At 75.1% G+C, this 25808-nt stretch carries 24 protein-coding genes and 2 riboswitches; of the genes, 20 read left to right on the plus strand and 4 right to left on the minus strand.

Annotated features, from left to right (window positions below; all coding sequences use genetic code 11):
- The first annotated feature begins 8 nt into the window (after positions 1-8).
- The 17 genes from ABRQ22_RS16330 (at position 9) to ABRQ22_RS16410 (ending at position 20041) form a co-directional block, all read left to right on the plus strand.
- A complete protein-coding gene (locus ABRQ22_RS16330) occupies positions 9-923 on the plus strand; it encodes a DUF1684 domain-containing protein (RefSeq protein ID WP_353707482.1) in 915 nt (304 codons plus the stop codon).
- A 56-nt stretch (positions 924-979) separates the two neighbouring features.
- Positions 980-1513, plus strand: a complete 534-nt coding sequence (locus tag ABRQ22_RS16335; protein ID WP_353709565.1) for a GNAT family N-acetyltransferase — start codon at positions 980-982, stop codon at positions 1511-1513.
- A complete protein-coding gene (locus ABRQ22_RS16340) occupies positions 1510-2601 on the plus strand; it encodes an amino acid ABC transporter permease (RefSeq protein WP_353707483.1) in 1092 nt (363 codons plus the stop codon). The genes ABRQ22_RS16335 and ABRQ22_RS16340 overlap by 4 nt, the downstream gene beginning before the upstream one ends.
- Positions 2598-3392, plus strand: coding sequence for an amino acid ABC transporter ATP-binding protein (locus tag ABRQ22_RS16345; RefSeq protein ID WP_253055189.1), 795 nt, complete (start codon positions 2598-2600; stop codon positions 3390-3392). Before ABRQ22_RS16340 ends, ABRQ22_RS16345 begins: the two co-directional genes overlap by 4 nt.
- Positions 3393-3543: 151 nt before the next feature.
- Positions 3544-4578, plus strand: a complete 1035-nt coding sequence (locus tag ABRQ22_RS16350) for an ABC transporter substrate-binding protein (protein ID WP_253055190.1) — start codon at positions 3544-3546, stop codon at positions 4576-4578.
- A 7-nt stretch (positions 4579-4585) separates the two neighbouring features.
- The gene (locus tag ABRQ22_RS16355; protein ID WP_353707484.1) at positions 4586-5767 is read left to right on the plus strand and encodes an FAD-dependent oxidoreductase; all 1182 of its coding nucleotides are present in this window, start codon (positions 4586-4588) and stop codon (positions 5765-5767) included.
- The gene (locus tag ABRQ22_RS16360; protein ID WP_353707485.1) at positions 5764-6780 is read left to right on the plus strand and encodes an NADPH-dependent oxidoreductase; all 1017 of its coding nucleotides are present in this window, start codon (positions 5764-5766) and stop codon (positions 6778-6780) included. Before ABRQ22_RS16355 ends, ABRQ22_RS16360 begins: the two co-directional genes overlap by 4 nt.
- 110 nt (positions 6781-6890) lie before the next feature.
- Positions 6891-8144: an LLM class flavin-dependent oxidoreductase gene (locus ABRQ22_RS16365; protein WP_353707486.1), complete on the plus strand. Its 1254-nt coding sequence runs from the start codon at positions 6891-6893 to the stop codon at positions 8142-8144.
- A 95-nt stretch (positions 8145-8239) separates the two neighbouring features.
- Positions 8240-8647: a rhodanese-like domain-containing protein gene (locus ABRQ22_RS16370; protein ID WP_253055194.1), complete on the plus strand. Its 408-nt coding sequence runs from the start codon at positions 8240-8242 to the stop codon at positions 8645-8647.
- A 138-nt stretch (positions 8648-8785) separates the two neighbouring features.
- Positions 8786-9901, plus strand: coding sequence for an LLM class flavin-dependent oxidoreductase (locus tag ABRQ22_RS16375; RefSeq protein WP_353707487.1), 1116 nt, complete (start codon positions 8786-8788; stop codon positions 9899-9901).
- Positions 9902-10052: 151 nt separating this feature from the next.
- Positions 10053-11150 carry an LLM class flavin-dependent oxidoreductase gene (locus tag ABRQ22_RS16380; RefSeq protein WP_353707488.1) on the plus strand — a complete coding sequence of 366 codons (1098 nt, stop codon included), beginning with the start codon at positions 10053-10055 and terminating at the stop codon, positions 11148-11150.
- Positions 11151-11330: 180 nt separating this feature from the next.
- Positions 11331-11444, plus strand: a riboswitch (SAM riboswitch).
- A gap of 104 nt (positions 11445-11548) precedes the next feature.
- A complete protein-coding gene (locus tag ABRQ22_RS16385) occupies positions 11549-13177 on the plus strand; it encodes an ABC transporter substrate-binding protein (protein ID WP_087470977.1) in 1629 nt (542 codons plus the stop codon).
- A 74-nt stretch (positions 13178-13251) separates the two neighbouring features.
- A complete protein-coding gene (locus ABRQ22_RS16390) occupies positions 13252-14205 on the plus strand; it encodes an ABC transporter permease (RefSeq protein WP_087470978.1) in 954 nt (317 codons plus the stop codon).
- Positions 14202-15248, plus strand: coding sequence for an ABC transporter permease (locus tag ABRQ22_RS16395; RefSeq protein ID WP_353707489.1), 1047 nt, complete (start codon positions 14202-14204; stop codon positions 15246-15248). Before ABRQ22_RS16390 ends, ABRQ22_RS16395 begins: the two co-directional genes overlap by 4 nt.
- A complete protein-coding gene (locus ABRQ22_RS16400; RefSeq protein ID WP_353707490.1) occupies positions 15245-17062 on the plus strand; it encodes an ABC transporter ATP-binding protein in 1818 nt (605 codons plus the stop codon). The genes ABRQ22_RS16395 and ABRQ22_RS16400 overlap by 4 nt, the downstream gene beginning before the upstream one ends.
- Positions 17059-18477, plus strand: a complete 1419-nt coding sequence (locus tag ABRQ22_RS16405) for a M20/M25/M40 family metallo-hydrolase (protein ID WP_353707491.1) — start codon at positions 17059-17061, stop codon at positions 18475-18477. The genes ABRQ22_RS16400 and ABRQ22_RS16405 overlap by 4 nt, the downstream gene beginning before the upstream one ends.
- 25 nt (positions 18478-18502) lie before the next feature.
- Entirely contained in the window at positions 18503-20041 is a 1539-nt protein-coding gene (locus tag ABRQ22_RS16410; protein ID WP_353707492.1) for an MFS transporter, read from the plus strand.
- Between the two features lie 76 nt (positions 20042-20117).
- Here ABRQ22_RS16410 and ABRQ22_RS16415 read toward each other — a convergent pair whose 3' ends face one another.
- Entirely contained in the window at positions 20118-20603 is a 486-nt protein-coding gene (locus ABRQ22_RS16415) for a DNA starvation/stationary phase protection protein (protein ID WP_253055203.1), read from the minus strand.
- A gap of 260 nt (positions 20604-20863) precedes the next feature.
- On the opposite strand from ABRQ22_RS16415, the gene ABRQ22_RS16420 reads away from it, so the two are divergent.
- Both ABRQ22_RS16420 and ABRQ22_RS16425 read left to right on the plus strand, forming a co-directional pair.
- Positions 20864-21895 carry an aldo/keto reductase gene (locus ABRQ22_RS16420; protein ID WP_353707493.1) on the plus strand — a complete coding sequence of 344 codons (1032 nt, stop codon included), beginning with the start codon at positions 20864-20866 and terminating at the stop codon, positions 21893-21895.
- Entirely contained in the window at positions 21892-23124 is a 1233-nt protein-coding gene (locus ABRQ22_RS16425; RefSeq protein WP_353707494.1) for an LLM class flavin-dependent oxidoreductase, read from the plus strand. Before ABRQ22_RS16420 ends, ABRQ22_RS16425 begins: the two co-directional genes overlap by 4 nt.
- Here ABRQ22_RS16425 and ABRQ22_RS16430 read toward each other — a convergent pair.
- A complete protein-coding gene (locus ABRQ22_RS16430; protein ID WP_353707495.1) occupies positions 23098-23607 on the minus strand; it encodes a hypothetical protein in 510 nt (169 codons plus the stop codon). The genes ABRQ22_RS16425 and ABRQ22_RS16430 overlap by 27 nt on opposite strands.
- 163 nt (positions 23608-23770) lie before the next feature.
- Here ABRQ22_RS16430 and ABRQ22_RS16435 point away from each other — a divergent pair, with 163 nt between their 5' ends.
- On the plus strand, positions 23771-24175 hold the full coding sequence (locus ABRQ22_RS16435) for a hypothetical protein (protein WP_353707496.1): 405 nt from the start codon (positions 23771-23773) through the stop codon (positions 24173-24175).
- 55 nt (positions 24176-24230) lie between these two features.
- Here ABRQ22_RS16435 and ABRQ22_RS16440 read toward each other — a convergent pair whose 3' ends face one another.
- Both ABRQ22_RS16440 and ABRQ22_RS16445 read right to left on the minus strand, forming a co-directional pair.
- Positions 24231-24803: a flavin reductase family protein gene (locus tag ABRQ22_RS16440; RefSeq protein WP_253055214.1), complete on the minus strand. Its 573-nt coding sequence runs from the start codon at positions 24801-24803 to the stop codon at positions 24231-24233.
- Positions 24800-25390, minus strand: a complete 591-nt coding sequence (locus tag ABRQ22_RS16445; protein WP_353707497.1) for an NAD(P)H-dependent oxidoreductase — start codon at positions 25388-25390, stop codon at positions 24800-24802. Before ABRQ22_RS16445 ends, ABRQ22_RS16440 begins: the two co-directional genes overlap by 4 nt.
- 20 nt (positions 25391-25410) lie before the next feature.
- Positions 25411-25544: riboswitch (SAM riboswitch) on the minus strand.
- Positions 25545-25808 lie beyond the last annotated feature (264 nt).

Genomic DNA, 25808 nt, shown 5'->3' on the forward strand with positions numbered 1-25808 from the left:
GAGGACCCATGAGCCAGAGCACGCTGACCGCCACGGGCACCGTGGCCGACGACCCCGCCGCCCCCGGGACGGCCGACGAGGCGCACGACGCCGCCGCGTGGGCGGCATGGCACGCCGAGCGCGAGGAGGGGCTCCGGCCGCCGCACGGCTGGCTGAGCCTCGTCGCGTACCACTGGCTCCCGGCCGAGCCCGCCGCGCTGCCCGGCGTGCCCGGGCTCTGGTGGGCCGACGCCGACGGCGCGCACCACCGCGCGGACGAGGGCGGCGCCGTCCGGGCGACGACGGGCGACTCCGTCGGGACCGTGGTCGTCACGGAGGGTGGGTCCTCGGTCGCGGGCACGTTCCTGCCGGACGGCCGGGACGCGGGCGACCCGGCGGACGGGGGCGAGACGCGCGAGGTCGCGGTGGAGGTCGTGCGCCGCACGGGCCGGTACGCCGTCCGGCTGCGCGACCCGCTCGCTCCGGCCCGGACGGGGTTCGACGGCGTCCCGACGTTCGCCTACGACCCCGCCTGGGTCGTGGACGCGGCGGTGCGCTGGTACGACGCGCCGCGGCCCGTCGTCGTCGGCGCCGCGCGCCCCGGGCTGGTGCACCACGTGAGCACGGTCGGCGAGGTCGACCTCGTGGTCGAGCGTGACGGGGTCTCCCACCGCGCGACGCTCGTCCTCACGGGCAAGGCCGGCGGCGCGGTGACGCTGCTGTTCAGCGACGAGGCCCTGCACCTCGACGAGGCCGTCGCGCCCTGGCGCGTGCTGTGGGTGGACGCCGACGTGGCGCCCGGCGCCGAGGGGCGCGTGCGCCTCGACCTCAACCGGGCGATCAACCTCCCGTACGCGTTCAGCGACTTCGGGACCTGCCCGGCGCCGGTCGAGGGCAACCACGTGCCGTTCGCCGTCACCGCGGGCGAGAGGGCACCCCGGTGACCGCGGTCGCCGCGCGCCCCACCGGGCGGGGAACGCGCGAGGTCCGGTCCGTCGCGATGCACGACCCGCTCGTGCGGCCGCTGCTCGACGAGCTCTCCCACGAGTACTGGACGCGGTACCAGCGCGTGCTGAGCGCCGAGGAGCTCCGCGCCGAGATGGAGCACTACCCCGCGCAGGACTTCGCGGCGCCGCACGGCGAGCTCGTGCTGGTGCTGGAGGACGGCGAGCCGGTCGCGGGCGGCGCGTTCCGCCGTCGGACCGAGCAGGAGCTCGGTGACCCGGCACGCCTCGCCCGGCAGTCCGCGCGGCGCAGCGACGGGTCGCCCGCCGTGCGCACCGCCGAGCTCAAGCGGATCTGGACGCACTCGGCGCACCGGCGCCGCGGGCTGGCGCGCCTCGTGCTGGCGGAGCTGGAGCGCCGCGCCGTCGAGCGCGGCTACCGGCGCGTGTACCTCACGACGGGCCCGCGCCAGCCCGAGGCCGCCGGCCTGTACCTCGCGACCGGCTACACGCCCCTGTTCGACACCGGGACCGATCCCGAGGAGATCGGCCCGCTCGCCTTCGAGAAGTGGTTGGAGGTCGCGTCATGAGCACCGTGTCGCTCCCGCAGGACGAGTCCCGGCAGCTCGCGCCGCCGTCGGGCCGGCACCCCGCCGACCGGAGCGGCGGTGTCGAGGACGCGCTGCCGCTCGAGAGCCTGCGCATCGTCCCCGCGCGGCACCCGGGCCGCTGGGCCGCGACGGCCGGCGTCGCGGTGCTGCTCGCCATGGTCGTCAGCTCGCTCGTGACGAACGACCGCTGGGAGTGGGGCGTCGTCGCGCAGTACCTCACGTGGCCGTCGATCCTCGAGGGCGCGTGGGCGACGATCCGGCTCACGCTCGTCGCGTCGGTCGTCGGGTTCGCGCTCGGCACGGTCCTCGCGCTCATGCGCCTCTCGCGCTCGCCGCTCCTCCAGTCGGTGTCGTGGACGTACACGTGGGTGTTCCGGTCGGTGCCGCTGCTGCTGCAGCTCCTGCTCTGGTACAACCTCGCGTACCTCTACCCGTACCTCAGCGTCGGCATCCCCTTCGGGCCCGAGTTCCTGTACTTCGACACGCTGTCCGTGATCGACAAGTTCTGGGCCGCGATCCTCGGGCTCGGGCTCTCGCAGGCCGCGTACTCGGCGGAGATCGTGCGGGCCGGGATCCTCTCGGTCGACCAGGGGCAGCAGGAGGCCGCCGCGTCGCTCGGCATCCCCAAGCGGCGCCAGGTGAGCCGCATCATCCTGCCGCAGGCGATGCGCTCCATCATCCCGACGGCCGTCAACGAGGTGATCGGGCTGCTCAAGGGCACGTCGATCGTCTACGTGCTGGCGTACGGCGAGCTGTTCTACATCGTCAGCGTCATCTACGGCCGCAACGGCCGCGTCGTGCCGCTGCTCATCGTCGCGTCGATCTGGTACCTCGTGCTCACCACGCTCATCACGGTCGTCCAGTACTACGTCGAGCGGCACTACGCGAAGGGTGCCGTACGCACGCTGCCGCCGACGCCGCTGCAGAAGGCGCGCTGGACCGTCCTGGTCTGGGCGTCGCGGCTCTCCGGCCGGCCCGTGCCCGACTCCGTCCCGCCCGCGTACGCGGCCCGCGCCCGCGTGGGCGTGCTGACGCGCACCGCGCGCACGGCGGGAGGTGCGGCATGAGCGCCGTCGTCGCGACCACCGACGTCGCGACCGCCGGGCTCGTCGAGATCCACGGCGTCCACAAGAGCTTCGGCACCCTCGAGGTGCTGCGCGACGTGTCGCTCACCGTCCCGCCCGGGTCCGTGACGGTCGTGCTCGGCCCGTCCGGCTCCGGGAAGTCGACGCTGCTGCGCGCGATCAACCACCTGGAGAAGGTCGACAAGGGGTTCATCTCGCTCGACGGCGAGCTCATCGGGTACCGCCGCAAGGGCAACACCCTGCGCGAGCTCAAGGAGCGCGAGATCCTCGGCCAGCGCACCCAGATCGGGTTCGTCTTCCAGAGCTTCAACCTGTTCCCGCACCTCACCGCGCTCGAGAACGTCGTCGAGGCGCCGGTCTCGGCGCAGCGGCGCCGCCGCGAGGACGTCGAGCCCGAGGCCCGCGCGCTGCTCGAGCGCGTCGGGCTCGCGGACAAGGCCGACGCGCGGCCGCGCCAGCTCTCCGGCGGGCAGCAGCAGCGCGTCGCCATCGCCCGCGCGCTCGCGCTGCGGCCCAAGGTGCTGCTGTTCGACGAGCCGACCTCGGCGCTCGACCCCGAGCTCGTGGGGGAGGTGCTCGAGGTCATCAAGGACGTCGCGAGCACCGGCACGACGCTCGTCGTCGTCACGCACGAGATCGGCTTCGCCCGCGAGGTCGCCGACACCGTCGTGTTCATGGACGACGGCGTCGTCGTGGAGCAGGGCACGCCCGCCGAGGTGCTCGACCACCCGCGCCACGACCGCACCCGGGCCTTCCTCCAGAAGGTCCTCTGACCCGGGGCGAGCCGGGGTCCTCGACCCGCAGCCGCCCCGCGTACCGCGCCCACCACCGCTTCCCGACGTCGTCACCCGCGACCGGCCGCCCGGCCGTCCCGCACCGCACTCCCGCGTCACCCCGACGCACCACCCGAGAGGTAGGACACCCGTGACCGCAACGACCACCCGCGCCCGCGCCCCCCGCGCGCTCGCCGCCCTCGCCGTCGTGCCCCTGCTGGCGCTCGCGGCCTGCTCCGGGGTGAGCACCGAGGCCCCGGCCGCCGCGGACGAGGGCGCGGCCTCCTCCGACGGCACGACGGAGAGCACGACGTCCGTCTCGGACGCCCTCGACGTGAGCACGAGCCCCGACCAGGACCGCATCCGCACCACCGAGTCGGCCGAGGCCGTCGCGCTCCTCCCGGACGCCTGGAAGGACAAGGACGAGCTCGTCGTCGCGATCTCCGCGGGCGCGGCGCCGCCGCTCGGCTTCCTCGCCGACGACGACGAGACGCCCATCGGCAACGAGACCGACATCGCGCAGCTCGTCGCCGACGCGCTCGGCAAGGACCTACGCCTGGAGGTCAAGGCCTGGGCGGACTGGCCGCTCGCGCTCGGCTCAGGCGACGTCGACGCCGTGATCTCCAACGTCACGGTGACCGAGGAGCGCAAGGAGACCATCGACTTCTCCACGTACCGCAACGACGAGCTCGGCTGGCTCGTGGGCGCCGACTCCGACATCACGTCGATCACGAAGCGCGAGGACATCGCGGGCAAGGTCGTCGCCGTCGGCTCCGGGACGAACCAGGAGAAGATCGTGCTCGAGTGGGACCGCCTCAACCAGGAGGACGGCCTCGAGCCCATCCAGGGCCCCGAGTACTACGAGCAGTTCTCCGACGTCCTGCTCGCGCTCCAGTCCGGGCGCATCGAGACGTACGTCGGGCCCAACGCGTCGCTCGCGTACCAGGCGGCGATCTCCCCGCAGGACTTCAGGGTCGTCGGCACGCTCAACGGCGGCTGGCCCGACACCGCGCAGATCGCCGTCGCCACGAAGAAGGGCAACGAGGTGGCCCCGGCCATCACCGCCGCGATCAACCACGCCATCGAGGACGGCACGTACCTCCAGGTGCTGCAGCGGTGGGGCCTGGAGTCCGAGGCCGTCGAGGAGTCGCAGACCAACCCGCCCGGCCTCCCGAAGACGGAGTGACCCGCGCATGACCACCAGCACCCAGCACGTCGACCACCTCGTGGTCGGGGGCGGCGTCATGGGCTCGGCCGCCGCGTGGCAGCTCGCCCGGCGCGGGCGCGACGTCCTGCTGCTCGAGCGCTTCGCCCCCGGGCACGCGCACGGTGCCTCCCACGGGACGTCGCGCATCTACCGCACGACGTACGCCGAGCCCGAGTACCTCGACCTCGCGCAGGAGGCGCTCCGCCTGTGGCGCGAGGTCGAGGACGAGACCGGGACCGAGCTGCTCACGGTCACGGGCGGCGTCAGCCACGGGCGGCGCGACGGCGCGGCCGAGCGCCGCGCGGACGCGATCGGTGCGGCGTTCGCGGCCCGCGGGATCGAGCACGAGTGGCTCGACCCCGCGGCCGCGGCCGAGCGCTGGCCGGGGCTGCGGTTCGAGGGCCGGGTGCTGCACGAGGTCGCGACGGCCGGGCGGCTCCACGCCGACCGCGCCGTCGCGGCCCTCCAGGGCGCGGCCGCCGCGAGCGGCGCCGACGTCCGCCACGAGACCGCCGTCCGGCACGTCGAGCGCGTCCCGGAGGGCGTGCGCGTCGTCACCGACGGCGGCGACGTCGTCGCGCGGGTCGTCGTCGTGACGGTCGGGGCGTGGAGCGCCGGCCTGCTCGGCGGTCCCACCGGCGGGCTGCTGGGGCAGGAGCTCCCGCTCGTCGTCACGCAGGAGCAGCCCGCGCACTTCGCGCTCGCCCTGGGCGCGTCCCCGCAGGGGTGGCCGGCGTTCACGCACGACGTCGGTCCCGGCACCGCGTGGCCGAGCGGCGTCTACGGGCTCGCGACCCCGGGCGAGGGCGTCAAGGTCGGCTTCCACGGGGTCGGGCCCGTCGTCGACCCCGACCGGCGCTCCTACCGGCCCGAGCCGGGTCAGCTCGCCGCGCTGCGCGACTACGTCCGCACGTGGCTGCCCGGCCTCGACCCCGACGCCTACGTCCCCGTGAGCTGCACCTACACCACGACGCCGGACCACGACTTCGTGCTCGACCGGCGCGGTCCGGTCGTCGTCGGCGCCGGGTTCTCCGGCCACGGCTTCAAGTTCGCCCCGGCGGTCGGCCGCGTGCTCGCCGACCTCGCCACCCGTCCCGACGACGCGCTCGCGGCCGAGCGGTTCGCGCTCGCCCGCCTCTCCGCACTCCCCGAGAGGACCGCCTCATGACGTCCACACCCGTCACCGTCCCGGCCGTCGTGCGTCCGGCCCGCCGCGACGGCGACCCGCGCGACCTGGAGAGCGACCTGACCGACGTGCCCACCGGTGCCCGGCCCGACGCCGTCGTGCCCGACGGTGCGGTGCTCGACGGCGCGCGCGCCGCGGTCGGGGCGCGCTACGGCGTCGCGCCGGACGTCGCGGACGTCGCCGCGCCCGGTGCCGCCGTCGGGCTGGCACGCCGTGCCGCGGCCGGCCGGGCGCGCGACGCGGGCCGCCCCGCGGACGTGCTCGGCACCGTGCTCGGGCACCGCAGCGTGCGTCGCTACCGCACCGACCCGCTCGCCGACCACGTCGTCCCGACGCTCGTCGCCGCCGCGCAGTCCGCACCGACGTCGTCGAACCTCCAGCTCTGGAGCGTCGTCGCCGTCACCGACGCCGCGCGCAAGGACCGGCTCGCGGCGCTCGCGGGCGACCAGGAGCACGTCCGCACCGCGCCGCTGCTGCTCGTCTGGCTCGCCGACGTCGCCCGGGCGCGCGCCCTCGGCGAGCGCGAGGGCGTCCGGCTCGAGGCGACCGACTACCTCGAGACGACGGTCGTGGCGTTCCTCGACGCCGCGCTCGCCGCGCAGAACGCGGTCGTCGCCGCCGAGTCGCTCGGGCTCGGCACCGTGTACATCGGCGCGCTGCGCAACCACCCGGCCCAGGTCGCGGCCGAGCTCGGCCTGCCCGAGGGCGTCGTCGCGGTCGTGGGGCTCGTCGTCGGGCACCCCGACCCTGCGGGCGGCGAGCGCGTCAAGCCCCGGCTGCCGCAGGCGGCGGTGCTGCACCCCGAGCGCTACCACGGCGACCAGGCGGAGCACGTCGCGGCGTACGAGCAGCGCATCGCGCCCTTCTACCGCGAGGAGGGGCTCGACGGCGGCTGGCGCGACCGCGTCGTCGACCGCCTGCGCGTCCCCGGCGCGCTGCGCGGGCGCGCCCACCTGCGACCCACGCTCGCTGCGCTCGGGTTCCCGTCCAAGTAGGAGCCCCGGTCCCGTCCCGCCGCCGGGAGCAGTCGGGACCCACCGCTCCACCGGCCGCTGCGCCGCCACCGGCCGCCGCACCACGACCAGTCGCACCACCGAAGGAAGCCATGTCCTCCCACCCGCACCCGACCGCCACCCCCGGCGGTCCGCGACCGGCGTCCGGCCGCGTCCCGCTGTCCGTCCTCGACCTCGCGATCGTTCCCGAGGGGGCGACGGGCCAGGACGCGGTGCGCCGCGCCGTCGGGCTCGCGCGCGACCTCGACCGGCTCGGCTACCACCGCGTCTGGTACGCCGAGCACCACCTGTCGCCCGGTGTCGGCTCCGCATCGCCCGCCGTGCTCGCCGCGGCCGTCGCGGCCCGGACCGAGCGCATCCGCGTCGGCAGCGGCGCGGTGCTGCTGAGCACGACGAGCCCGCTCGTCGCCGCCGAGCAGTTCGGGACGATCGCCGCGCTGCACCCGGGCCGGGTCGACCTCGGGCTGGGCCGGGCGTTCACCCCGCCGAAGGACGCGACGGGTTCGCAGGGCAGCACGCAGGGCACGGACGGCCCGCTGCGCGCCGCGCGGTCCGGCGCGACCGGGCCGCGCGTCGTCGAGGGGCTCTACGTCCCCGGCGCGCCGCCGTCGAACCTCAACGACTCCGTGCTGCGCGAGCGGATCCTCGCGCAGAAGCGGATCGTCGGGGCGTCGCGCACGCCCGTCAGCTTCCGCGACGAGCTGGACCTCGTGCTCGGCCTGCGTGCCGGGACGTACCGCGACGAGCACGGGACGCCGTACGTGAGCCCGCCCGTCGAGGGTGCCGACTGGGACCTGTGGGTCCTCGCGTCGAGCCCCGGCGAGAGCGCGCGCGTCGCGGGCGAGCTCGGGCTGCCGATCGCCGCGAACTACCACGTGGCGCCGTCGGCGACGATCGACACCGTCGCCGCCTACCGCGCGGCGTTCCGGCCGGGCGTGCTCGACGAGCCGTACGTCGTCGTGTCCGCCGACGTGCTCGTCGCCGACACGATCGAGCGCGCCCGGGAGCTCGCGACACCGTTCGCGGACTGGGTGCTCTCCATCCGCCGCGGCGCCGACGGCGCGATCGCGTACCCCGAGCCGGGTACGTCGCCCGCGTGGGAGGACCGCCCGGAGGCCGAGCGCGCGCTCGTCGCGGACCGCGTCGACACGCGCATCGTCGGCGACCCGGAGACGGTCGTGCAGCGGCTCGAGACGCTGCGCCGCGCGACGGGTGCCGACGAGCTGCTCGTCACCACCGCGACCCACGACGCCGACGACGCCCGTCGCTCGTTCGAGCTGCTCGCCGAGCACTGGTTCGCGGGAAGCCCCGCCCCCGCCACACCCGCACTCGCCACCACCCCCTAACGCGAGATCGACCCGCGCGTCGCCAGATCGACCTCCTGAGGGTCGATCTCGGACGTGCGGGTCGATCTCGCGACGACCCCTCGAAGGAGAAACCCATGACGACCACCCCACCCCTCCAGGCCGCGACCGACGCCGCGGCCAAGGTCGCCGACGGCGCGCTGCTCATCGACGTGCGCTCCGCCGGCGGCCGCGCCGCGCACGGCGAGATCCCCGGCGCCACGCTCGCCGACCGCCACGACCTCGACGCCCTGTTCGGTCCCGCCGAGAACCCGGCGATCTCGCTCGACACGCCCGTCGTCGTCGTGTGCGGGTCGCCGAACGGCTCCGGACCCGTCGCCGAGGCGCTCGCCGAGCGCGGGTACACGAACGTCTCGCACGTCGACGGCGGCTTCCCGGCCTGGAAGGACGCCGGCCTCCCGGCGTCGGAGCCGGTCGAGGCGTCGCCCGCGACGTCTCCGGAGTCGACGGCGTCCCCGGACCCGACGGCGCCCGCCCGGTCCTGAGCGGCCGACCCGACCGCACCACGTCCGCCCGGTCCTGAGCGGCCGACCGGACCCCACCACGTCCGCCCGGCTTGCGCAGCACCGGCACCGCGAACCCGCACCCGCGCACCACCCACGACGACACCTACGGAGACCCTCATGCCCGTCGAGTTCCTCGGCATCGCCACGACCAACGACGCGTCGGAGACCACCGAGCGCACGACCGCCGCGTTCGACCCTGCCTACCTCGAGCGCCTCGTGCGTGCGCACGAGGACAACGGCTGGACGCGCGTCCTCTTCGCCTACGGCTCCTCCGGCCCGGAGCCCGCGGCGCTCGCCGCCTACACCGCGGCTCGCCTGCAGTCGATCGAGCTGCTGCTCGCGCACCGGCCCAACGTGTCCTACCCGACGTACGCCGCCAAGACGTTCGCGACGCTCGACCAGCTCTCCGGCGGGCGGTTCTCCGTGCACTTCATCACCGGTGGCAAGGACCACGAGCAGGGCCGCGAGGGCGACACGCTGACCAAGGACGAGCGGTACGCGCGCACCCACGAGTACATCCAGATCGTCAAGCAGGCATGGTCGAGCGCCGAGCCGTTCGACCACCACGGGCCGTTCTACGACTTCGACGACTTCGTGCTCGACGCCAAGCCGTTCGAGGGCCGCACCCCGACCATCTCGTTCGGCGGGTCGTCGGACGCCGCGTTCCGCGTCGGCGCGGCCGAGGCCGACATCTACGCCGTCTGGGGCGAGCCGCTCGACCGCACGGCCGAGCAGATCGCGCGCGTGCACGCCGAGGCCGCCGCCGCAGGCCGGGCCACCCCGCCGCGCATCCACGCCGCGTTCCGGCCGATCGTCGCGCCGACCGAGGAGCTCGCCTGGGAGAAGGCGCACCGCATCCTCGACCGGATCGAGGCGCGCAAGGCCGCCGCGGGGGGACAGCTCAGCCGTCGGCACCCGATCGACAAGCCCGAGAACGCGGGTTCCCAGCGCCTGCTCGAGATCGCCGCCCAGGGCGAGCGCTTCGACACCGCCCTGTGGACCGCGACCGCGAAGGCGACCGGCGGCGCCGGCAACTCCAACGCGCTCGTCGGCACGCCCGAGCAGGTCGCCGAGGCGCTGCTCGCGTACTACGACCTCGGCGTCCGCGTCATCTCGGCCCGCGGCTACGACCTGCTCGACGACGCGATCGACTTCGGCCGGTACGTCATCCCGATCGTCCGCGAGGAGGTCGCGAAGCGCGACGCTGCGACCGCGGAGGCCGCCGCGGCCTGACGGCCCCGGGACCGAGATCGGCAGAGAAGGACGAGATCGGCAGCCCCGGCCGAGATCGGCGCGTGCAGGTGCCGACCTCGGCCGGCGCTGCCGATCTCGCTGGCGGGCCCGCCCGGCCCGACCACGGACGACGACAGCAAGGAGCAGGACCGTGCGGTTCCAGGTACTCGACATCGTGTTCAACCCGCCCCACCCCGTGACCGGGGAGGCGGTCGCGCCGTCCGACCGGTTGAACCGGGTGGTGGAGACGGCGGTGCTCGCGGAGGAGCTCGGCTTCGACTCGTTCGCGGTGGGGGAGCGGCACGCGGGGGAGGTGCTGTCGTCGGCGCCGACGGTGATCCTCGGTGCGGTCGCGGCGCGGACGTCGCGCATCCTGCTGAGCACGGGCGTCACCGTGCTGTCGCTGCTCGACCCGATCCGGGTCGCCGAGGACCTCGCGACGGTGGACCAGCTCAGCCGCGGGCGGCTGGAGATCGTCATCGGCAAGGGTAACGAGGTGCTCCAGTACCCGCTGCTGGGGCTCGACATCGACAAGCAGTACGAGTACCTCCAGGAGAACTACGAGCTGCTGCGCCTGCTGCTGTCGGAGGAGGACGTGAGCTGGAGCGGGCGGCACCGCCACGCGCTGGAGCACGCGACGACGCTGCCGCGTCCGTTCGCGGGGCCGTTCCGGATCTGGCACGGGTCGGCGACGTCGCGCTTCGCGGTGGACCTCGCGGCCCGGTACGGGGACCCGATCGTCAGCGCCAACGCGTTGCAGCCGCGCGAGAACTACCAGGTGCTCATCGACCGGTACCGCGAGCAGTACGCGGCGCACGGGCACGACCCGGCGTACGGGTTCGTGGGATCCGGCTCGGGCGGGCTGTTCCTCGCCGACACGACGGAGGAGGCGATCGAGCAGTACCGCCCGATCTACGAGGGCCAGGTCGCGGCGGCGGCGCGGCGGGGCTACGGGCCGGACGCCGTCGGGAAGGCGCCGAGCTTCCGGACGGTCGAGGACGCCGTCGAGCGCGGTCCGGCGCTGGTGGGCTCGCCGGAGCGCGTCGCGGAGAAGATCCTCGACTATCACGCGTCCTACGGGCACGACCTCCAGTCCGTCTCGGTCAACCACCTGATCCCCGCGGCGCAGCAGGAGGACGTGCTGCGCCGGTTCGCGGAGGAGGTCGTGCCCGTCGTGCAGGCCGAGGTGAAGACCGACCTGTGGAGCCCGGCCGACGCCCGCCGCGCGGCGGGGTTCACCGCGGCCTGAGCGATCCCGCCGGACCGGAGGGGAGGGCCCCGTCTCGCCCGGCGAGGTGGGCCCTCGCCGTGCTCGTGGCAGCCCCGCCGACGGGTCACGACGTCGCGGAGCAGGAAACAACCGTCCGCCTGGCGGGACGACCGTCTCGATACTTGACTCAACCGGTCGAGATTGTCTTTCCTGCTCCCAGGTGACGAGCGTCAGCACGCAGGCCCGGCTCGCTGACCAGCAACCCTTCGACGTGACGGGGTGCTCCGGGAACGACCTGACCGCGCGGCTCCCGCCGCGCGGTAAGCACGGCACCCCGGTGGGTTCCCCCGCCGCACCGGCCCTCGGCCCGGCGCGGACGACCACCGGCGCCGGACGATCGCCGGTCCTCAGCCGGCACACGAGGAGAGCAGCACGACATGATCCCCACACCTCACCGACGCCGGTCCCTGACCGTCGCCGCGGCGGCCGCCGCGACGGGCCTCCTGCTCAGCGCGTGCGCGGGCGGCGGCTCCGGCGCGTCCGACGGCGACGGGTCGCCGAGCCCGTCCGGCGAGCCCGTGGCGGGCGGCGACCTGACCTTCGCGATCACGGTCGACTCGCACTGCATCGACCCGCAGCAGGTCGGCAACAACGACGCCATCGCCGCGGCCCGGCAGACCGTCGCGTCGCTCACGGCGCAGGACCCGGAGTCGGGCGAGATCCTGCCGTGGCTCGCGGAGAGCTGGGAGGTGAACGACGACGCGTCGAGCTACACCTTCCACCTGCGCGACGACGCGACCTACGCCGACGGCACGCCGATCGACGCCGAGTCGGTCAAGACCAACTTCGACGCGATCGTCGCCCTCGGTGCGACGGCGTCGCTCGGGTCGCAGTACCTCGTCGGCTACGAGGGCACGACGGTCACGGACCCGCAGACCCTCACGGTCGACTTCGCAGCGCCGAGCGCCCAGTTCCTCCAGGCCACCTCGACCTTCTCGCTCGGCCTCCTCGCGCCGTCGTCGGCCGACCTGAGCGTCGAGGACCGCTGCGCCGGCAAGTTCGTCGGCTCCGGCCCGTTCTCCGTGAAGTCCTACACGCAGGACCAGGAGATCGTGCTCGAGAAGGTCGCGGGCTACGCGTGGGGCTCGGAGGCCAACGACCACCAGGGCGAGGCCTACCTCGACACGGTGACGTTCAAGGTCATCCCCGAGGCGAGCGTGCGCAGCGGCAGCCTGGTCTCCGGTCAGATCGACGCCACGGCCGCGATCTCGACGGTCGACCTCCCGCAGTTCGACGGGAACGGGTTCTGGCTCGAGTACCGCGCCAACCCGGGCGTCGTGTTCAACCTCTTCCCCAACGAGTCGAGCCCGCTCGCGGGCGACGAGGCCGTGCGCACCGCGATCCTCAAGGGCATCGACCGCGAGCAGATCGCGGACACCGTGCTGAGCGAGCAGGACGAGCCGGCCACGAGCGTCCTGTCCCACTCGACGCCGCTCTACGAGAGCGTCGCGGACGAGCTCGCCTACGACCCGGAGGGCGCGAAGAAGATCCTCGACGACGCGGGCTGGGTCGAGGGCGCCGACGGCGTCCGGGAGAAGGACGGCCAGAAGCTCTCGACGACCGTGACGTTCTGGCAGGTGCCGGAGCCGCTCGAGCTGGTCCAGCAGCAGCTCGCGCAGATCGGCGTCGACCTCCAGCTCCAGCACGTGACCGTCGCGGAGTCGCAGGCGATCAAGGAGAGCGGCGACTTCGACTTCGACTACTACAACCTCACGCGCTCCGACCCGGACGTGCTGCGGACGATCTTCTCGGCCAACGCGCGCAACATCAACCAGCGCGACGCGGAGGAGGTCGACGACCTGCTCGACGCGTCGGCCGCGGCGACCGACCCGGCCGAGCGGCAGGAGCTCGTCACGGAGGCGTCGCGCCTCCTGGTCCAGAAGGGCCACGCGATCCCGGTCTACGAGCTGTCGACGACCATCGCGGCGGCCGACACGGTCCACGGCCTGACGTTCGAGGCGTCGTCGCGCCTCGACTTCTACGACGCCTGGGTCACCCAGGGCTGACCCGACGGGTCCGCCTGCCCGACGTCGCGGCGTCGGGCAGGCGGACCGTCTCCCCACGGAAGGAGGACCGACCCATGGGCCGGTACGTCCTGCGTCGCGCCGGGCAGGGGCTGTTCGTGCTCTGGGCGGCGTTCACGATCTCGTTCTTCGTCCTCTACCTGCTGCCCAGCGACCCGGCCGCGCTCATGGCGAGCGGCGGGGGCGAGGCGGACCAGGTGGACCCCGCGCTGCTCGACGCGCTCCGCGCGCAGTACGGCCTCGACCGGCCCGTGCTCGTGCAGTACGCCGACGCGCTGTGGCACGCGCTGCGCCTCGACTTCGGGACGTCGTACTCGTCGGGCGCGCCCGCGACCCAGCTCGTGCTCCAGGCGCTCCCCGAGACGCTCCGGCTCACGGCCGCGGCGCTCGTCCTCGCCGTCGTGGCAGGCGCCGGCATCGCGATCGCGAGCACGTTCCCGCGCGCGGCCTGGCTGCGCCACGCGCTCGCGTCGCTCCCTCCGCTCGGCGTCGCCCTGCCGCCGTTCTGGCTGGGCCTGCTGCTCCTGCAGTGGTTCTCCTTCCAGCTCCCGGTGTTCCCCGCGATCGGCAACGAGGGCGCGATCAGCCTCGTGCTGCCGGCGATCACGCTCGCCGTCCCGGCGAGCGCCGCGCTCGCCCAGGTGCTCGCGCGGAGCCTGCGCGGGACGCTCGGTGAGCCGTACGTCGAGACGGCGCGCGCCAAGGGCGCGAGCCGGGCGCGCGTGCACTTCGGCCACGCGCTGCGCAACGCCGCGATCCCCGCGCTGACCGTGCTCGGGGTCGTCGTGGGCGGGCTGCTCGGCGGCACGGTCGTCACGGAGACGGTGTTCTCGCGCGCGGGCCTGGGACGGCTCACGGTCACGTCGGTGGACGCGCAGGACATCCCCGTGGTGCAGGCGGTCGTCGTCCTCTCGGCGCTCGTGTTCGTGGTCGTCACGCTCGTGGTCGACCTGCTCTACCCCCTGCTCGACCCCCGGATCGACGCACGACAGAAGGCGGTGGCCGCATGAGCACCAGGCCGGGAGTGCGCATCGTGCTCCGGGACGAGGTCCGGGTCGTGGACCGTGCCGCGGTGGCCGACGCACCGCCGTCGGGCCCGCTCGTCCCCGACGCCCCGCCCGCCGACGCGCCCGAGGTGCGCACGCCCGAGGAGATCGAGGTCGCGGACCGCGAGGACGCGCGCGCGATCATCCGGTACGGGCGGGTCCGCGGCGCCGGCCCGGCGGGCCGGTGGCGCCGCGGGGTGCGATACGCCGCGCGGCGTCCCGGGCTGGTCGTCGCCGTGCTCGTCGTCCTGCTCGTCACGGCGTGGGCGGTCGTCCCGCAGCTCTTCACGTCGTACGACCCCCTGACGGGCGTGCCCGCGGACCGTCTGCAGCCGCCGTCGGGCGCGCACCTGTTCGGCACCGACCACCTGGGGCGCGACGTGTACGCGCGCGTCGTCCACGGCGCGTCGGCGTCGCTCAGCGCGACCGTCATCGCGGTCGCGGTCGGGCTCGTCGCCGGGTCGTTGCTCGGCCTGCTCGCGGGGTTCGTGCGCGGGTGGGTGGACGACGTCGTCGGCCGGTTCGTCGACGTGCTGCTCGCGATCCCGAGCATCCTGCTCTCGCTCGCGATCATCACGGCGCTCGGGTTCGGGACGGTCAAGGTCGCGATCGCCGTCGGCATCACGAGCGTCGCGACGTTCGCACGCGTCATGCGGGCCGAGGTCCTGCGGACCTCGACGTCGGTGTACGTCGAGGCGGCCCGTGCGTCGGGCGTGCGCTGGTACGGCGTGCTCGGACGCCACGTGCTGCCCAACTCGACGGGACCGGTGCTCGCGCTCGTCGCGCTCGAGCTCGGGACGGCCGTGCTCGCCATCTCGGCGCTGAGCTTCCTCGGCTACGGGACGCCGCCGCCCGCGCCCGAGTGGGGGTCGCTCGTCTCGGGCGGGCGCGACTACCTGGCCACCGCGTGGTGGCTCACGACCATGCCGGGCCTCGTGATCGTCGCCGTCGTGCTGTCGGCGAACCGCATCGCGCGGGCCCTGGAACGGACCGGAGGGGACGCATGACCGCCACGACGCCGACCACCCAGGAGCGTCCCGGCCCGACGTCGGGCGAGGCGCCCGCGCTCGAGATCCGCGGGCTCGAGGTCGCCTACCGCACGCGCGACGGCGGCTCGTACGCCGCCGTCCGCGGCGTCGACCTCACGGTCGGGGCGGGCGAGGTCGTCGCGCTCGTGGGCGAGTCCGGGTCGGGCAAGAGCACGACGGCGCACGCGGCCCTGCACCTGCTCGCGCGCGGGGGAGCGGTGACGGGCGGGACCATCCGCCTCGGTGGGCGCGACGTCGGACGGCTCTCCGAGAAGGAGTGGCAGCAGGTGCGGGGCCGCGACGTCGGGCTCGTGCCGCAGGACCCGACGGTGTCCCTCAACCCCGTCACGCGCGTGGGCGACCAGGTCGCGGAGGTGCTCGTCATCCACGGGCTCGCGCGGCGCAAGGAGGCGCGCGAGCGCGCGGTCGAGCTGCTGCGCCAGGCCGGGATCGACGACCCGGAGGCCCGGGCACGGCAGTACCCGTCGCAGCTCTCCGGCGGGATGCGCCAGCGCGTGCTCATCGCGATCGCCGTCGCGGCCCGGCCGCGCCTCGTCGTCGCGGACGAGCCCACGAGCGCGCTCGACGTGACCGTCCAGCGCCGCATCCTCGACCACCTCGACGGCCTCGTGCGCGACCTGGGCACCGCGGTCCTGCTCATCACGCACGACCTCGGCGTCGCGGCGGACCGCGCCGACCGGATCGTCGTGCTCGAGCGCGGGGTCGTCGTCGAGGAGGGCACCGCGGACCAGGTGCTGCACGACCCGCGCCACCCCTACACCCAGCAGCTCATCGCCGCGGCGCCGAGCCTCGCGAGCTCGCGCCTCGTCGCGGGCGGCACGCCGGAGACGGCGCCGGACGACGGCGTCGTCCCGCGCGCCGACGCGAGCCGCGCCGCGGTCGCGAGCCGCGCCGACGGTCAGGGGACCGCGGTGCCCGACGGCGCCGGCCCGGACACCGCGAGCGTGCCCGTCCTCGCGGTGCGGGACCTGCGCAAGGAGTTCACGCTGCCGCGCGGGTCGGCGCACCGGACGCTCGTCGCCGTGGACGGCGTGAGCTTCGCCGTCGGGCGCGGCGAGACGTACGCGCTCGTGGGGGAGTCGGGGTCGGGCAAGAGCACGACGGCGCGCCTCGCCCTCCGGCTCGAGCGGCCCACCGCGGGCACGGTGGAGTTCGCGGGCGAGGACATCACGACGGCGCGCGGCGAGCGGCTGCGGTCGCTGCGGCGCGGGTTCCAGGTCGTCTACCAGTCCCCGTACGCGTCGCTCGACCCGCGGTTCACCGTCGAGCAGATCGTCACCGAGCCGCTCCGGGCGTACCGGGTCGGGTCGCCGTCCGAGCGGGCGGACCGGGCACGTGCGCTCGTCGAGGACGTCGCGCTCCCGCCCGACGTGCTCCGACGGGGACCGCGCGAGCTCTCGGGCGGGCAGCGCCAGCGCGTCGCCATCGCGCGGGCGCTCGCGCTGAACCCCGCGCTCGTCGTGCTCGACGAGCCCGTCTCGGCGCTCGACGTGTCCGTGCAGGCGCAGATCCTCGAGCTGCTCGTGCGGCTCCAGGCCGAGCACGGGCTCGCGTACCTGTTCATCTCGCACGACCTCGCGGTCGTGCGGCAGGTGTCCGACCACGTCGGCGTCATGCACCGCGGGCGCGTCGTCGAGCAGGGCCCGGCCGAGCAGATCCTGCTCGACCCGCAGGAGGAGTACACGCGCGAGCTCGTCGCGGCCATCCCCGGCCGCCGCGCGCTCCAGGACGCGCCCCGGGCGTCGTCCACGACAGCATGGAGGGCACGATGACCGTCACCGCACGACCCGCAGCACCCGGCGTCCGGCCCGGGACCAGGGCGACGCCCGGGCCGCGCGTGCTCGCGGAGCCCGCCCCCGCGCCGTCGCGCACCGAGCTCGCGGGCCGCACCACCGAGCTGCTCCAGGCGATGATCCGCAACGCGTGCGTCAACGACGGCACCGTCGGCTCGGGGCAGGAAGTGCGCAACGCGCGCGCCGTCGCCGACGCGCTCGACGGCCTCGACCTCGAGGTCGAGTGGGTCGAGCCGCGCCCCGGCCGCACGTCGCTCGTCGCGCGCCTGCGCGGCACGGACCCGGAGGCGCCCTCGCTCGCGCTCGTCGGGCACACCGACGTCGTGCCCGTCGAGCCGGAGGGGTGGACGCGCGACCCGTTCGGCGGCGAGCTCGTCGACGGCTGGGTCTGGGGCCGGGGCGCGATCGACATGCTGGGACTCACGTCCGCGTTCACGGTCGTCACGCGGGCGATCGCGGAGAGCGGGCGGCGGCTGCGCGGCGACCTCGTGCTCGCCGCCGTCGCCGACGAGGAGCACGGCAGCACGTGGGGCGTCGACTGGATCACCCAGCACCGGTACGACCTCGTGGACGTCGACGCGGTGCTCACGGAGTCGGGCGGGGTCCCGCTGGGGTCCCGCGGGAGCCGCACGATCGCGGTCGGGGAGAAGGGCGGCGCCGGGCGCCGGCTGCGCGTCGTCGGGCGTCCGGGGCACGGGTCGGGGCCGTACGGGTCGCTCAACGCGATCGTGCTCGCGGCCGAGGCCGTGCGGCGGATCACCGCGCACCGAGGCCCCGTCGTCATCGGGGATCTGTGGCGCCGCTACGTCGACGCGCTCGACCTCGCGCCCGACGTGCGGGCCGCGCTGCTCGACCCCGCCCGGATCGACGACGCGCTGCCCGCGCTCGGCGCGCTCGCGTCCGTCGCGCACGCCACGACCCACACCACCGTCGCGCCGACCGTGCTGCACGCCGGGTCGAAGCCCAACGTCATCCCCGGGCTCGCGGAGGTCACGCTCGACATCCGCGTCCTCCCGGGCGCGACCCCGCAGGACGTGGCCGACCTGCTCGACGACGCGCTCGGCGACCTGCGCGAGCACGTGCACGTCGAGGGTGACTGGTTCGGCGAGGCGTCGCAGTCGCCCACCGACGGCGCGGCGTACGCGGCGATCGAGCGCGCAGTGCGCGCGCACGCGGGCGCCGACGTCGTGCCGGTCCTCGGGACCGGCGGCACGGACGGGCGCTTCTTCCGTCGCCGCGGCGTGCCGGCCTACGGGTTCGGCCTGCTCAGCGAGCAGTGGGACCCGGGGGTGTTCCGTTCGCTGTTCCACGGGCACGACGAGCGCGTCGACGTCGAGTCGCTCGGGCTCACCGCCACCGCGCTGCACGACGTCGTGACGAGCTACCTCGGGTGAACGGTCATCCGGATGACCGCCTGCCGTGGCGGTGACGACGGACGGTCGGGCGTCGCGGGCCGTGCTGCGGGTCTGCCTCGCGACCGGGTTCGTCACGCTGCTGGACTCGGCGATCCTCACCGTCGCGGCACCGGCGCTGCGCAGCGAGCTCGGGGCGACGACCGCGCAGCTCCAGTGGATCCTCGCCGGGTACTCCCTGACCTTCGGGCTCGCGCTCGTCCCGGCGGGCCGCCTCGGCGACCGGCTCGGGCGCGGCCGACCCCTGGCCGTCGGGCTGGCCTTGTTCGCCGCGGGGAGCCTCGTCGGCGCGACGGCGTCCGACGCCGACGTGCTCGTCGCCGCGCGACTGCTCCAGGGCGTCGGCGCCGGGACCGCGAACCCGCAGGTCATCGGGCTGCTCCAGGACCACTACGCCGGGCCGGCCCGCGCACGTGCGCTCGGCGCGTACGCCTCGACGGGGGCGTTCGCCATGGTCCTGTCCCCGCTCGTCGGTGGCGGCATCCTGTCCGGGCTCGGACCGGCGGCGGGGTGGCGCGTCGCCGTCGGGCTCGCCGCGCCCCTGGGGCTCGCCGTGGCCGTCGTCGCCCTGCGCGTGCTGCGTCGCGGCTCGACGCGAGCGGGTGGCCTGACCCCGCGCGGCGCGCCCGGTCGCGACGGCGGTGCCGGGGACGGCCGGGCAGCAGGCCGTCCGGCTGGCGAGGGCCTGTCCGCGAGCCGCGCCCGCGGTGGCCGCGTCGGCGGCGGGTTCGACGCCGTCGGGCTGGTGCTCGTCACGCTCGTGACGCTCGGGCTGCTCGTCCCGTTCGTCGCCGAGGGGCCGCGAGCCGTCGTGCTGCCGCTGTCGCTCGGGGTGCTCGTGGCCGCCGTCGGGGCGCTCGTCGTGTGGGAACCGCGCTACGCACGGCGCGGTCGGACGCCCGTTCTCGCCCCGGCGCTCCTGCGTTCCCCGACCTACGTGCTCGGCTGCGTCGTCGCGGCCTTCAGCTTCGGGGCGGCGCTCGGGTACTCCGCCGTCCTCATGCTCTTCCTCCAGGACGGCGCGGGCCTCAGCCCGGTCCAGGCAGGCCTGGTCACGACGCCGGGCGCGATCGCCTCGGTCGTGGCGGCGAACCTCTCGTGGCGGCTGTTCCGCCGGTTCGGCCGCCGCGGCGTGACCGTGGCCGTCGGCGCGAAGGCGCTCGTCGCCGCCGGCACGGCCCTCGCGGTGGCGGTCGCGCCCACGTCGACGGTGGTCGCCGTGCTCGTCCTGTCGCAGGTGCTGACGGGCGTCGTCGGGGGGCTGACGATCTCGCCCAACCAGACGCTGACGCTCGAGGGTGCCCCCGGCACGGAGCGCGGCGTCGCCGGCGCGGCGCTCCAGCTCGTGCAGCGCGTCGCCGCGACGGTCTGCATCGCCGCGATGACGGGCACGTTCGTGGGCCGGACCGACGGCGCGGTCCCGGGCGTCCTCGACGCCCATCGCGACGGACTCGTCGTCGTGAGCGCCGCCGTCGCGGCACTGGCGCTCGTCGCGTGGGCGGCGTCCCTGCTCGACGAACGGCTCGCCCGCCCCGCCGCGAGGTAGAGCCGCAGGTCGCGAGGTAGAACACCAGGGGTTCTACCTCGCGACCTGCGGCTCTCCCTCGCGGGGCCGGGCTGCATCAGGCCTCGCGGTTCTCCGACGAGAGGAACCAGGCCTGCTTCTCCAGGTCGGCGATGATCTCGTGCAGGATGTCGGCGGTCGTCGGGTCCTCGGCGTCGACGGCGTCGTGCACCTCGCGCACGACCTCGACGGTCTGGGCGATGCGCTCGACGATCGCGTCGACCGTGTCGCCGACGGACACGAGGCCGGCCGGGTACGGGGAGAGGTCCGTCGTGGTCGCGACGGTCTCGGTGCGGCCGTCGGGCACGACCTGGAGCGCGCGCATGCGCTCGGCGACGGTGTCGCTGTGCTCGCGCGCGACGTCCACGACGTCGTCGAGCTGGAGGTGCAGGTCGCGGAACCCGCGGCCCGTGACGTTCCAGTGAGCCTGCTTGCCCTGGACGTGCAGGTCGACGAGCGCGACGAGCACGCGCTGGAGGTGCGAGCGGAGCGCCTCCGACGCCTCGAAGCGGGCGGTGGCGCGGTGGATGGTGGGTGCGGACATGGTGCTCCTCGCTCTCTCGGGGGTCTCCCGGAACGTGCGGCGGTCACCCGGCTTCCGTCGGTGCCGACTCGTGACTCGTTCTCTTGAACGATTCCAGACTAGGCGCCATTCCCCGTCCCCGCCAGCAAGGACAGGCGTGCCTGACCTGCGGTGACACGCCGGCGGCACCCGCCGCGACGAGACTCGTCACGTCTGCTCGCCAGGTGAGAGGACCGGCCCTCGCTCTTGCCGCGGGGCGCTCGCGGTGGTCCGCTGGCGGCATGACCGACGACCGTCACCCCGCCGCTCCCGCCCCCGCACGCCCGACCGCACGCACGCTCGGTACGGGCGACGCCGCGCTCACCGTCTCCGCCCTCGGGTTCGGCGGCATGTCCGTCACGGACGCGTACGGACCCGCGGACGCCGTCGAGGCGGAGGCCGTGCTGCGCCGGGCGCTCGAGCTCGGCGTCACGCTCGTCGACACCGCCGACGTCTACGGCCACGGGCGCAACGAGGAGCTCATCGGTCGCGTGCTGGGCGCCCACCGGGACGAGATCGTCCTCGCGTCGAAGTTCGGACTGCCGCCGCCCGGTGGCCACCCCGACGGCCGCCGGGTCGACGGGCGCCCCGAGTACGTGCGCTCGGCGGTCGACGCGAGCCTGCGCCGCCTCGGTACCGACCGGCTCGACCTGTACTACCTGCACCGCATCGACCCGCAGGTCCCGATCGAGGAGACCGTCGGGGCGCTCGCGGAGCTCGTCGAGGCGGGCAAGGTCCGGACGATCGGGCTCTCGGAGCCCTCGGCGGCCACCGTGCGCCGCGCGCACGCGGTGCACCCGATCACCGCCGTGCAGAGCGAGTACTCCCTGTGGACGCGCGACCCGGAGGACGAGGTGCTGCCCGTGCTGCGCGAGCTCGGCATCGGGTTCGTGCCCTTCTCGCCCTTGGGCCGCGGCATCCTCACGGGCACCGTGGACGCGACCGACGGCTTTGCCGAGGACGACGTGCGCCGCTCCCACGCCCGCTACGCCGGCGAGGCGTTCGAGCACAACCGCGGCCTGGTCCGCTCGCTCGAACAGCTCGCCGCCGAGCGTGGCGTCACGACGGCGCAGCTCGCGCTCGCGTGGCTCCTCGCCCAAGGTGACGACATCGTCCCGATCCCCGGCACCAAGCGCCTCGCGTACCTCGAGCAGAACGTCGCGGCCGCATCGGTCGAGCTCACCCCGGACGACGTCGCGGCGATCGGAGCGGCCATCCCGCGCGGGGCCGTGCAGGGCGTCCGCCACCCGCAGCCCGACCTGCTCGCGGGATGAGCGCCGACGCAGCGGCCGAGCCCGCGACACCCGCGTCCCCGCCCGACGAGGCGGCCGCCCGCCGCCCGCTCGCCGTGCACTGGTTCCTGCCGACGTCGGGCGACGCACGCGGGATCGTCGACGGCGCGCACGCGAAGGACACGCCCGGCCGGGCGACCGGGTTCCGCGCGCCGTCGCTCGACTACCTGGAGCAGGTCGCGGTCGCTGCCGACCGCCTCGGCTACGAGGGCGTGCTCACACCGACGGGGACGTGGTGCGAGGACGCGTGGCTCGTCACGTCCGCGCTGATCCGCAGCACGGAGCGGCTGAAGTTCCTCGTCGCGTTCCGCCCGGGCCTCGTCTCGCCGACGCTCGCGGCGCAGATGGCCGCGACCTTCCAGCGCCTGTCCGGTGGACGGCTGCTCCTCAACGTCGTCACGGGCGGCGACGAGAACGAGATGCGCAGGTTCGGCGACTGGCTCGAGCACGACGAGCGGTACGACCGCACGCGCGAGTTCCTCGAGGTCGTGCGCGGCGTGTGGGAGGAGGCGCCGCTCTCGTACGAGGGCACGCACTACCGGATCGCCGACGCCCGGACGTCCGCGCCGCCGGACCCGCGCCCCGAGATCTTCTTCGGCGGATCGTCGGAGGCCGCGCTGCCCGTCGCGGCGGCCCAGGCCGACGTCTACCTCACGTGGGGCGAGCCGCCCGCGCAGGCGCGCGAGAAGATCGAGCGCGTGCGCGAGCTCGCCGTCGCGCAGGGACGCACGATCCGCTTCGGGGTGCGCCTGCACGTCATCACGCGCGACCGGTCGGCCGACGCGTGGGACGTCGCGCAGCGGTTCCTCGACGACCTCACGCCCGAGCAGATCGTGGGCGCCCAGCGGCTCCTGGGCTCGTCCGGGTCGGTCGGGCAGCAGCGCATGGTCGCGCTCCACGGCGGCGGTGACCTCGCGGCCACCCGGCGCGCGCGGGACCTGGAGATACACCCCGGGCTGTGGGCAGGCGTGGGGCTCGTGCGCGGCGGCGCCGGGACGGCGCTCGTCGGCAGCCACGAGGAGGTCGCCGACCTGGTCGAGGAGTACCGCGCGGCCGGGTTCGACGAGCTCGTCCTCTCGGGCTACCCGCACCTCGAGGAGGCGTACTGGTTCGCGGAGGGCGTCCGCCCGCTGCTCGACGCGCGGGGTCTCACCGCTCCCGCCACGCGCACCGGCGGCACCGCGTCACGCACCCATGCCGTGCCGTTCTGAGCCGGTTGCCGGCCCCGTCGGCGAGGTCCGCGCGACGCCGTCGGGTGCGCCCGGACGGCGCGCCCGGACGCCGACGAGCGCCAGGACGAGCTGGGCGACCCAGAGCAGCGGGACCGCGGGGGCGACGACGGCGCTCGCGGCCTCCGCGGCGGCGTACCCCGCAGGCACGGGGACGTCCACCGGCACCGGCTGGGTGAAGGCCAGGAGGAACCCGACGGGGATCGCCACGATCCACAGCGCGACGGTCACGACGGCGTAGGGGAGCGGGACGTCGTCGGCGGATCGCATGCGCCCGACCCACGTCCCTAGCAGGGGAGCGAGCGCGAGCAGGCCGGCGACCGGGATCGCCGCGACCACGAACCCTGCCAGGAGCAGTCCGCCGCCCGCGGCGACGGCACCGGCCACGAAGCACAGCGGGAGCACGAGCGCTGCCCAGAGCTGGCCGCGGAACGCGGTCCTCCGCAGCCGTCGTGCTGTCGCCATCGGTCGCCCCCTCGTCGCCCTGACCCGCGTCGTCGCGCGCCGTCGTCGGCATCGTACGGCGGCGCGGTCGTCCAGGGGATGGTGCGCGCGACCCATGGCTCGCGGCGGCGTGCGGACCTAGACTGGAGGTGTCTTGTGGTCTCTCGCGCAGAGGTCGGCTCCGATGTCGTGGCTGCTGATGGTCTGGTGCGCGGCGGCGTGCACGGTCGCCGCCGTGTGGTGGGTGCTGCGCCGCGCCGGCCGACCCCCGAGCCACCGGACGACCGGCCGACCGCACCTGCTGCGCCGCCGCCCGACGCCCCCCGACCCGCTCGCCACGCTCGCGCTCCAGGTGCGGCTGAGCGAGCTCGCGGCGGAGATGCGGCGCATCGAGGCGGACCCGGACGTCTACGCCCGTGCCCACCACTACCTCGCGGTCCAGGGCGCCTACGACGCCTTGCTCCGGGAGGCGTGCCGGCTCACGGGTCTCTCGGTCGAGGACGCTCCGCTGCGGGCCGGCTTCCGCACGGGCGACGACGAGCGGTTCCGCGAGGAGCTCGAGCTGAGCGCGCGCGGCTGGAGCTGGTGACCGGTCCGCCCGTGAGGGGCGGCACGGGACGGGCGAGGGGCTGCTGGGTTCGCTCTCAGAGCGCCGAGTGGTCCCCGATCCGGTGGTACGTGCGGTCGTGGTAGACGAGCGGCGACGGGGTGCCGGCCACCTCGTCGCGCCGGGGGCCCGCACCCGTGCCGACGCTCGACGCGAGCGCTCGCAGCGAGACGAGGTAGGAGTCGCCCACCGGCGTGCGCTGTACCACGCGGCCCCGGACCCACGAGAGGGCCCCGTCGATGACGGGTTCCCCGGTGCCGAGGCGCGACCAGCCGCCGTCGGCGAACCGGTCGATGCCGCTCGTGGCGAAGCGCGCCGAGACGTCGTCCTGGTGGTCGGCGAGGAAGCTCACCGCGAGCGTCCGTGCCGCCGACACGGCGGGCCACGACGACGACGTCGACGCGAGCGAGAACGCGAGCAGCGGCGGTGCGGCCGAGACGGAGATGACCGACGTCGCGGTGAACCCGACGAGGCGGCCGTCGTGCTCGAGCGCGATCACGGCGACGCCCGCGGGGTGGCCGCGGAACACGGCCTTGTACTCGTCGGGGGAGAGCTGCGGCTCGTCCTGCTCCGCCAGGAGGGCCTCCAGGTGGGTGAGCTCGGCGGTCATCGGGCCACCCCCGCGAACGCGTCGGCGACGGCGTGGTCTGCGGGCGCCGGGCCGTCCGTGGGGAGGGGCGTCGCGGCGCGACGGAGGGCGTCGCCCTCGCGGGCGAGCCACGCGTCCACGACCGGGCCCAGGTCCGCGAGCTGTGGCTCGGTGACCGTGAGGGAGCGGGTCGGGACGACGGCGCCGAGCTCGACGAGCACGGGCCGCAGGTGCACCTCGCCGACGAGCGCGTGGGCGGGGTTGCCCGACACGACGAGCGGCACGACGACGACGCCCGCGAGCCCGTCCGGGCCGTAGAGGTCGAGGAACGCCTTGAGGAGCCCGGTGTACGACGCCTTGTAGACCGGCGTCGCCACGACGGCGACGGTCGCCGTGGCCAGCCGGTCGCGCGCGGCGTCCGCCGCGGGGCGCTCGGGACCGAGGATCTCGGCGGCGAAGGCCGCGAGGTCGATCGTCGCGACGTCGGTCGTGCCGAGGAGGCTCGCGACACGGTGCGCCACGGTCTCGGCCGCGTCCAGCGTCCGTGAGCCGGGGCGCGGGTTGCCGGAGACGGCGAGGACCGTCGAGGAGGGGGAGCGGTGGGTCATGTGTACCTCGCAGTAGTCGTCGATCACGCTTGCCGCGCGGCCGTCCCGCGGGTGCGGGGCCGGTCGCGCGCGGCCTGGTCATCTCCCGGAGCACCCCGCCGTGACAGGGGGTTGCCGACCAGCGAGCCGGGGCTTGGCGCTGGTGCTCGTGACCTGGGGACGGGTATAGCAACGGCCCCGCGAAAACCGCACCGAAGTAGTCGGGTTTCTCAGTGGGTGGACGGTTGTGTCGTCCGGGGGTACCTGCGGCCGTGCCCACGACGGGCCCACGACGTGCCCGGGGAGCCGTGCCGGAGCCCGGGCACGACGGGTGCGAGGCCGGTGCGAGGCCCGTGCGAGGCCCGACGAGATGCGCAGGGAGTGAGACGGCGGTACGGGAACTTCTGGCACAGGCGTACCGTCAGCAGGAGTTTCCGTC

The organism is Cellulosimicrobium sp. ES-005, from assembly GCF_040448685.1.
Lineage (GTDB): Bacteria > Actinomycetota > Actinomycetes > Actinomycetales > Cellulomonadaceae > Cellulosimicrobium > Cellulosimicrobium cellulans_G.

Bases quoted from the DNA above. Each gene is read 5' to 3' on its own strand.
- ABRQ22_RS16330 (WP_353707482.1), top strand. From the start codon at position 9: ATGAGCCAGAGCACGCTGACCGCCACGGGCACCGTGGCCGACGACCCC.
- ABRQ22_RS16335 (WP_353709565.1), top strand. From the start codon at position 980: ATGCACGACCCGCTCGTGCGGCCGCTGCTCGACGAGCTCTCCCACGAG.
- ABRQ22_RS16340 (WP_353707483.1), top strand. From the start codon at position 1,510: ATGAGCACCGTGTCGCTCCCGCAGGACGAGTCCCGGCAGCTCGCGCCG.
- ABRQ22_RS16345 (WP_253055189.1), top strand. From the start codon at position 2,598: ATGAGCGCCGTCGTCGCGACCACCGACGTCGCGACCGCCGGGCTCGTC.
- ABRQ22_RS16355 (WP_353707484.1), top strand. From the start codon at position 4,586: ATGACCACCAGCACCCAGCACGTCGACCACCTCGTGGTCGGGGGCGGC.
- ABRQ22_RS16360 (WP_353707485.1), top strand. From the start codon at position 5,764: ATGACGTCCACACCCGTCACCGTCCCGGCCGTCGTGCGTCCGGCCCGC.
- ABRQ22_RS16365 (WP_353707486.1), top strand. From the start codon at position 6,891: ATGTCCTCCCACCCGCACCCGACCGCCACCCCCGGCGGTCCGCGACCG.
- ABRQ22_RS16370 (WP_253055194.1), top strand. From the start codon at position 8,240: ATGACGACCACCCCACCCCTCCAGGCCGCGACCGACGCCGCGGCCAAG.
- ABRQ22_RS16375 (WP_353707487.1), top strand. From the start codon at position 8,786: ATGCCCGTCGAGTTCCTCGGCATCGCCACGACCAACGACGCGTCGGAG.
- ABRQ22_RS16385 (WP_087470977.1), top strand. From the start codon at position 11,549: ATGATCCCCACACCTCACCGACGCCGGTCCCTGACCGTCGCCGCGGCG.
- ABRQ22_RS16390 (WP_087470978.1), top strand. From the start codon at position 13,252: ATGGGCCGGTACGTCCTGCGTCGCGCCGGGCAGGGGCTGTTCGTGCTC.
- ABRQ22_RS16395 (WP_353707489.1), top strand. From the start codon at position 14,202: ATGAGCACCAGGCCGGGAGTGCGCATCGTGCTCCGGGACGAGGTCCGG.
- ABRQ22_RS16400 (WP_353707490.1), top strand. From the start codon at position 15,245: ATGACCGCCACGACGCCGACCACCCAGGAGCGTCCCGGCCCGACGTCG.
- ABRQ22_RS16405 (WP_353707491.1), top strand. From the start codon at position 17,059: ATGACCGTCACCGCACGACCCGCAGCACCCGGCGTCCGGCCCGGGACC.
- ABRQ22_RS16415 (WP_253055203.1), bottom strand. From the start codon at position 20,603: ATGTCCGCACCCACCATCCACCGCGCCACCGCCCGCTTCGAGGCGTCG.
- ABRQ22_RS16420 (WP_353707493.1), top strand. From the start codon at position 20,864: ATGACCGACGACCGTCACCCCGCCGCTCCCGCCCCCGCACGCCCGACC.
- ABRQ22_RS16425 (WP_353707494.1), top strand. From the start codon at position 21,892: ATGAGCGCCGACGCAGCGGCCGAGCCCGCGACACCCGCGTCCCCGCCC.
- ABRQ22_RS16430 (WP_353707495.1), bottom strand. From the start codon at position 23,607: ATGGCGACAGCACGACGGCTGCGGAGGACCGCGTTCCGCGGCCAGCTC.
- ABRQ22_RS16435 (WP_353707496.1), top strand. From the start codon at position 23,771: ATGTCGTGGCTGCTGATGGTCTGGTGCGCGGCGGCGTGCACGGTCGCC.
- ABRQ22_RS16440 (WP_253055214.1), bottom strand. From the start codon at position 24,803: ATGACCGCCGAGCTCACCCACCTGGAGGCCCTCCTGGCGGAGCAGGAC.
- ABRQ22_RS16445 (WP_353707497.1), bottom strand. From the start codon at position 25,390: ATGACCCACCGCTCCCCCTCCTCGACGGTCCTCGCCGTCTCCGGCAAC.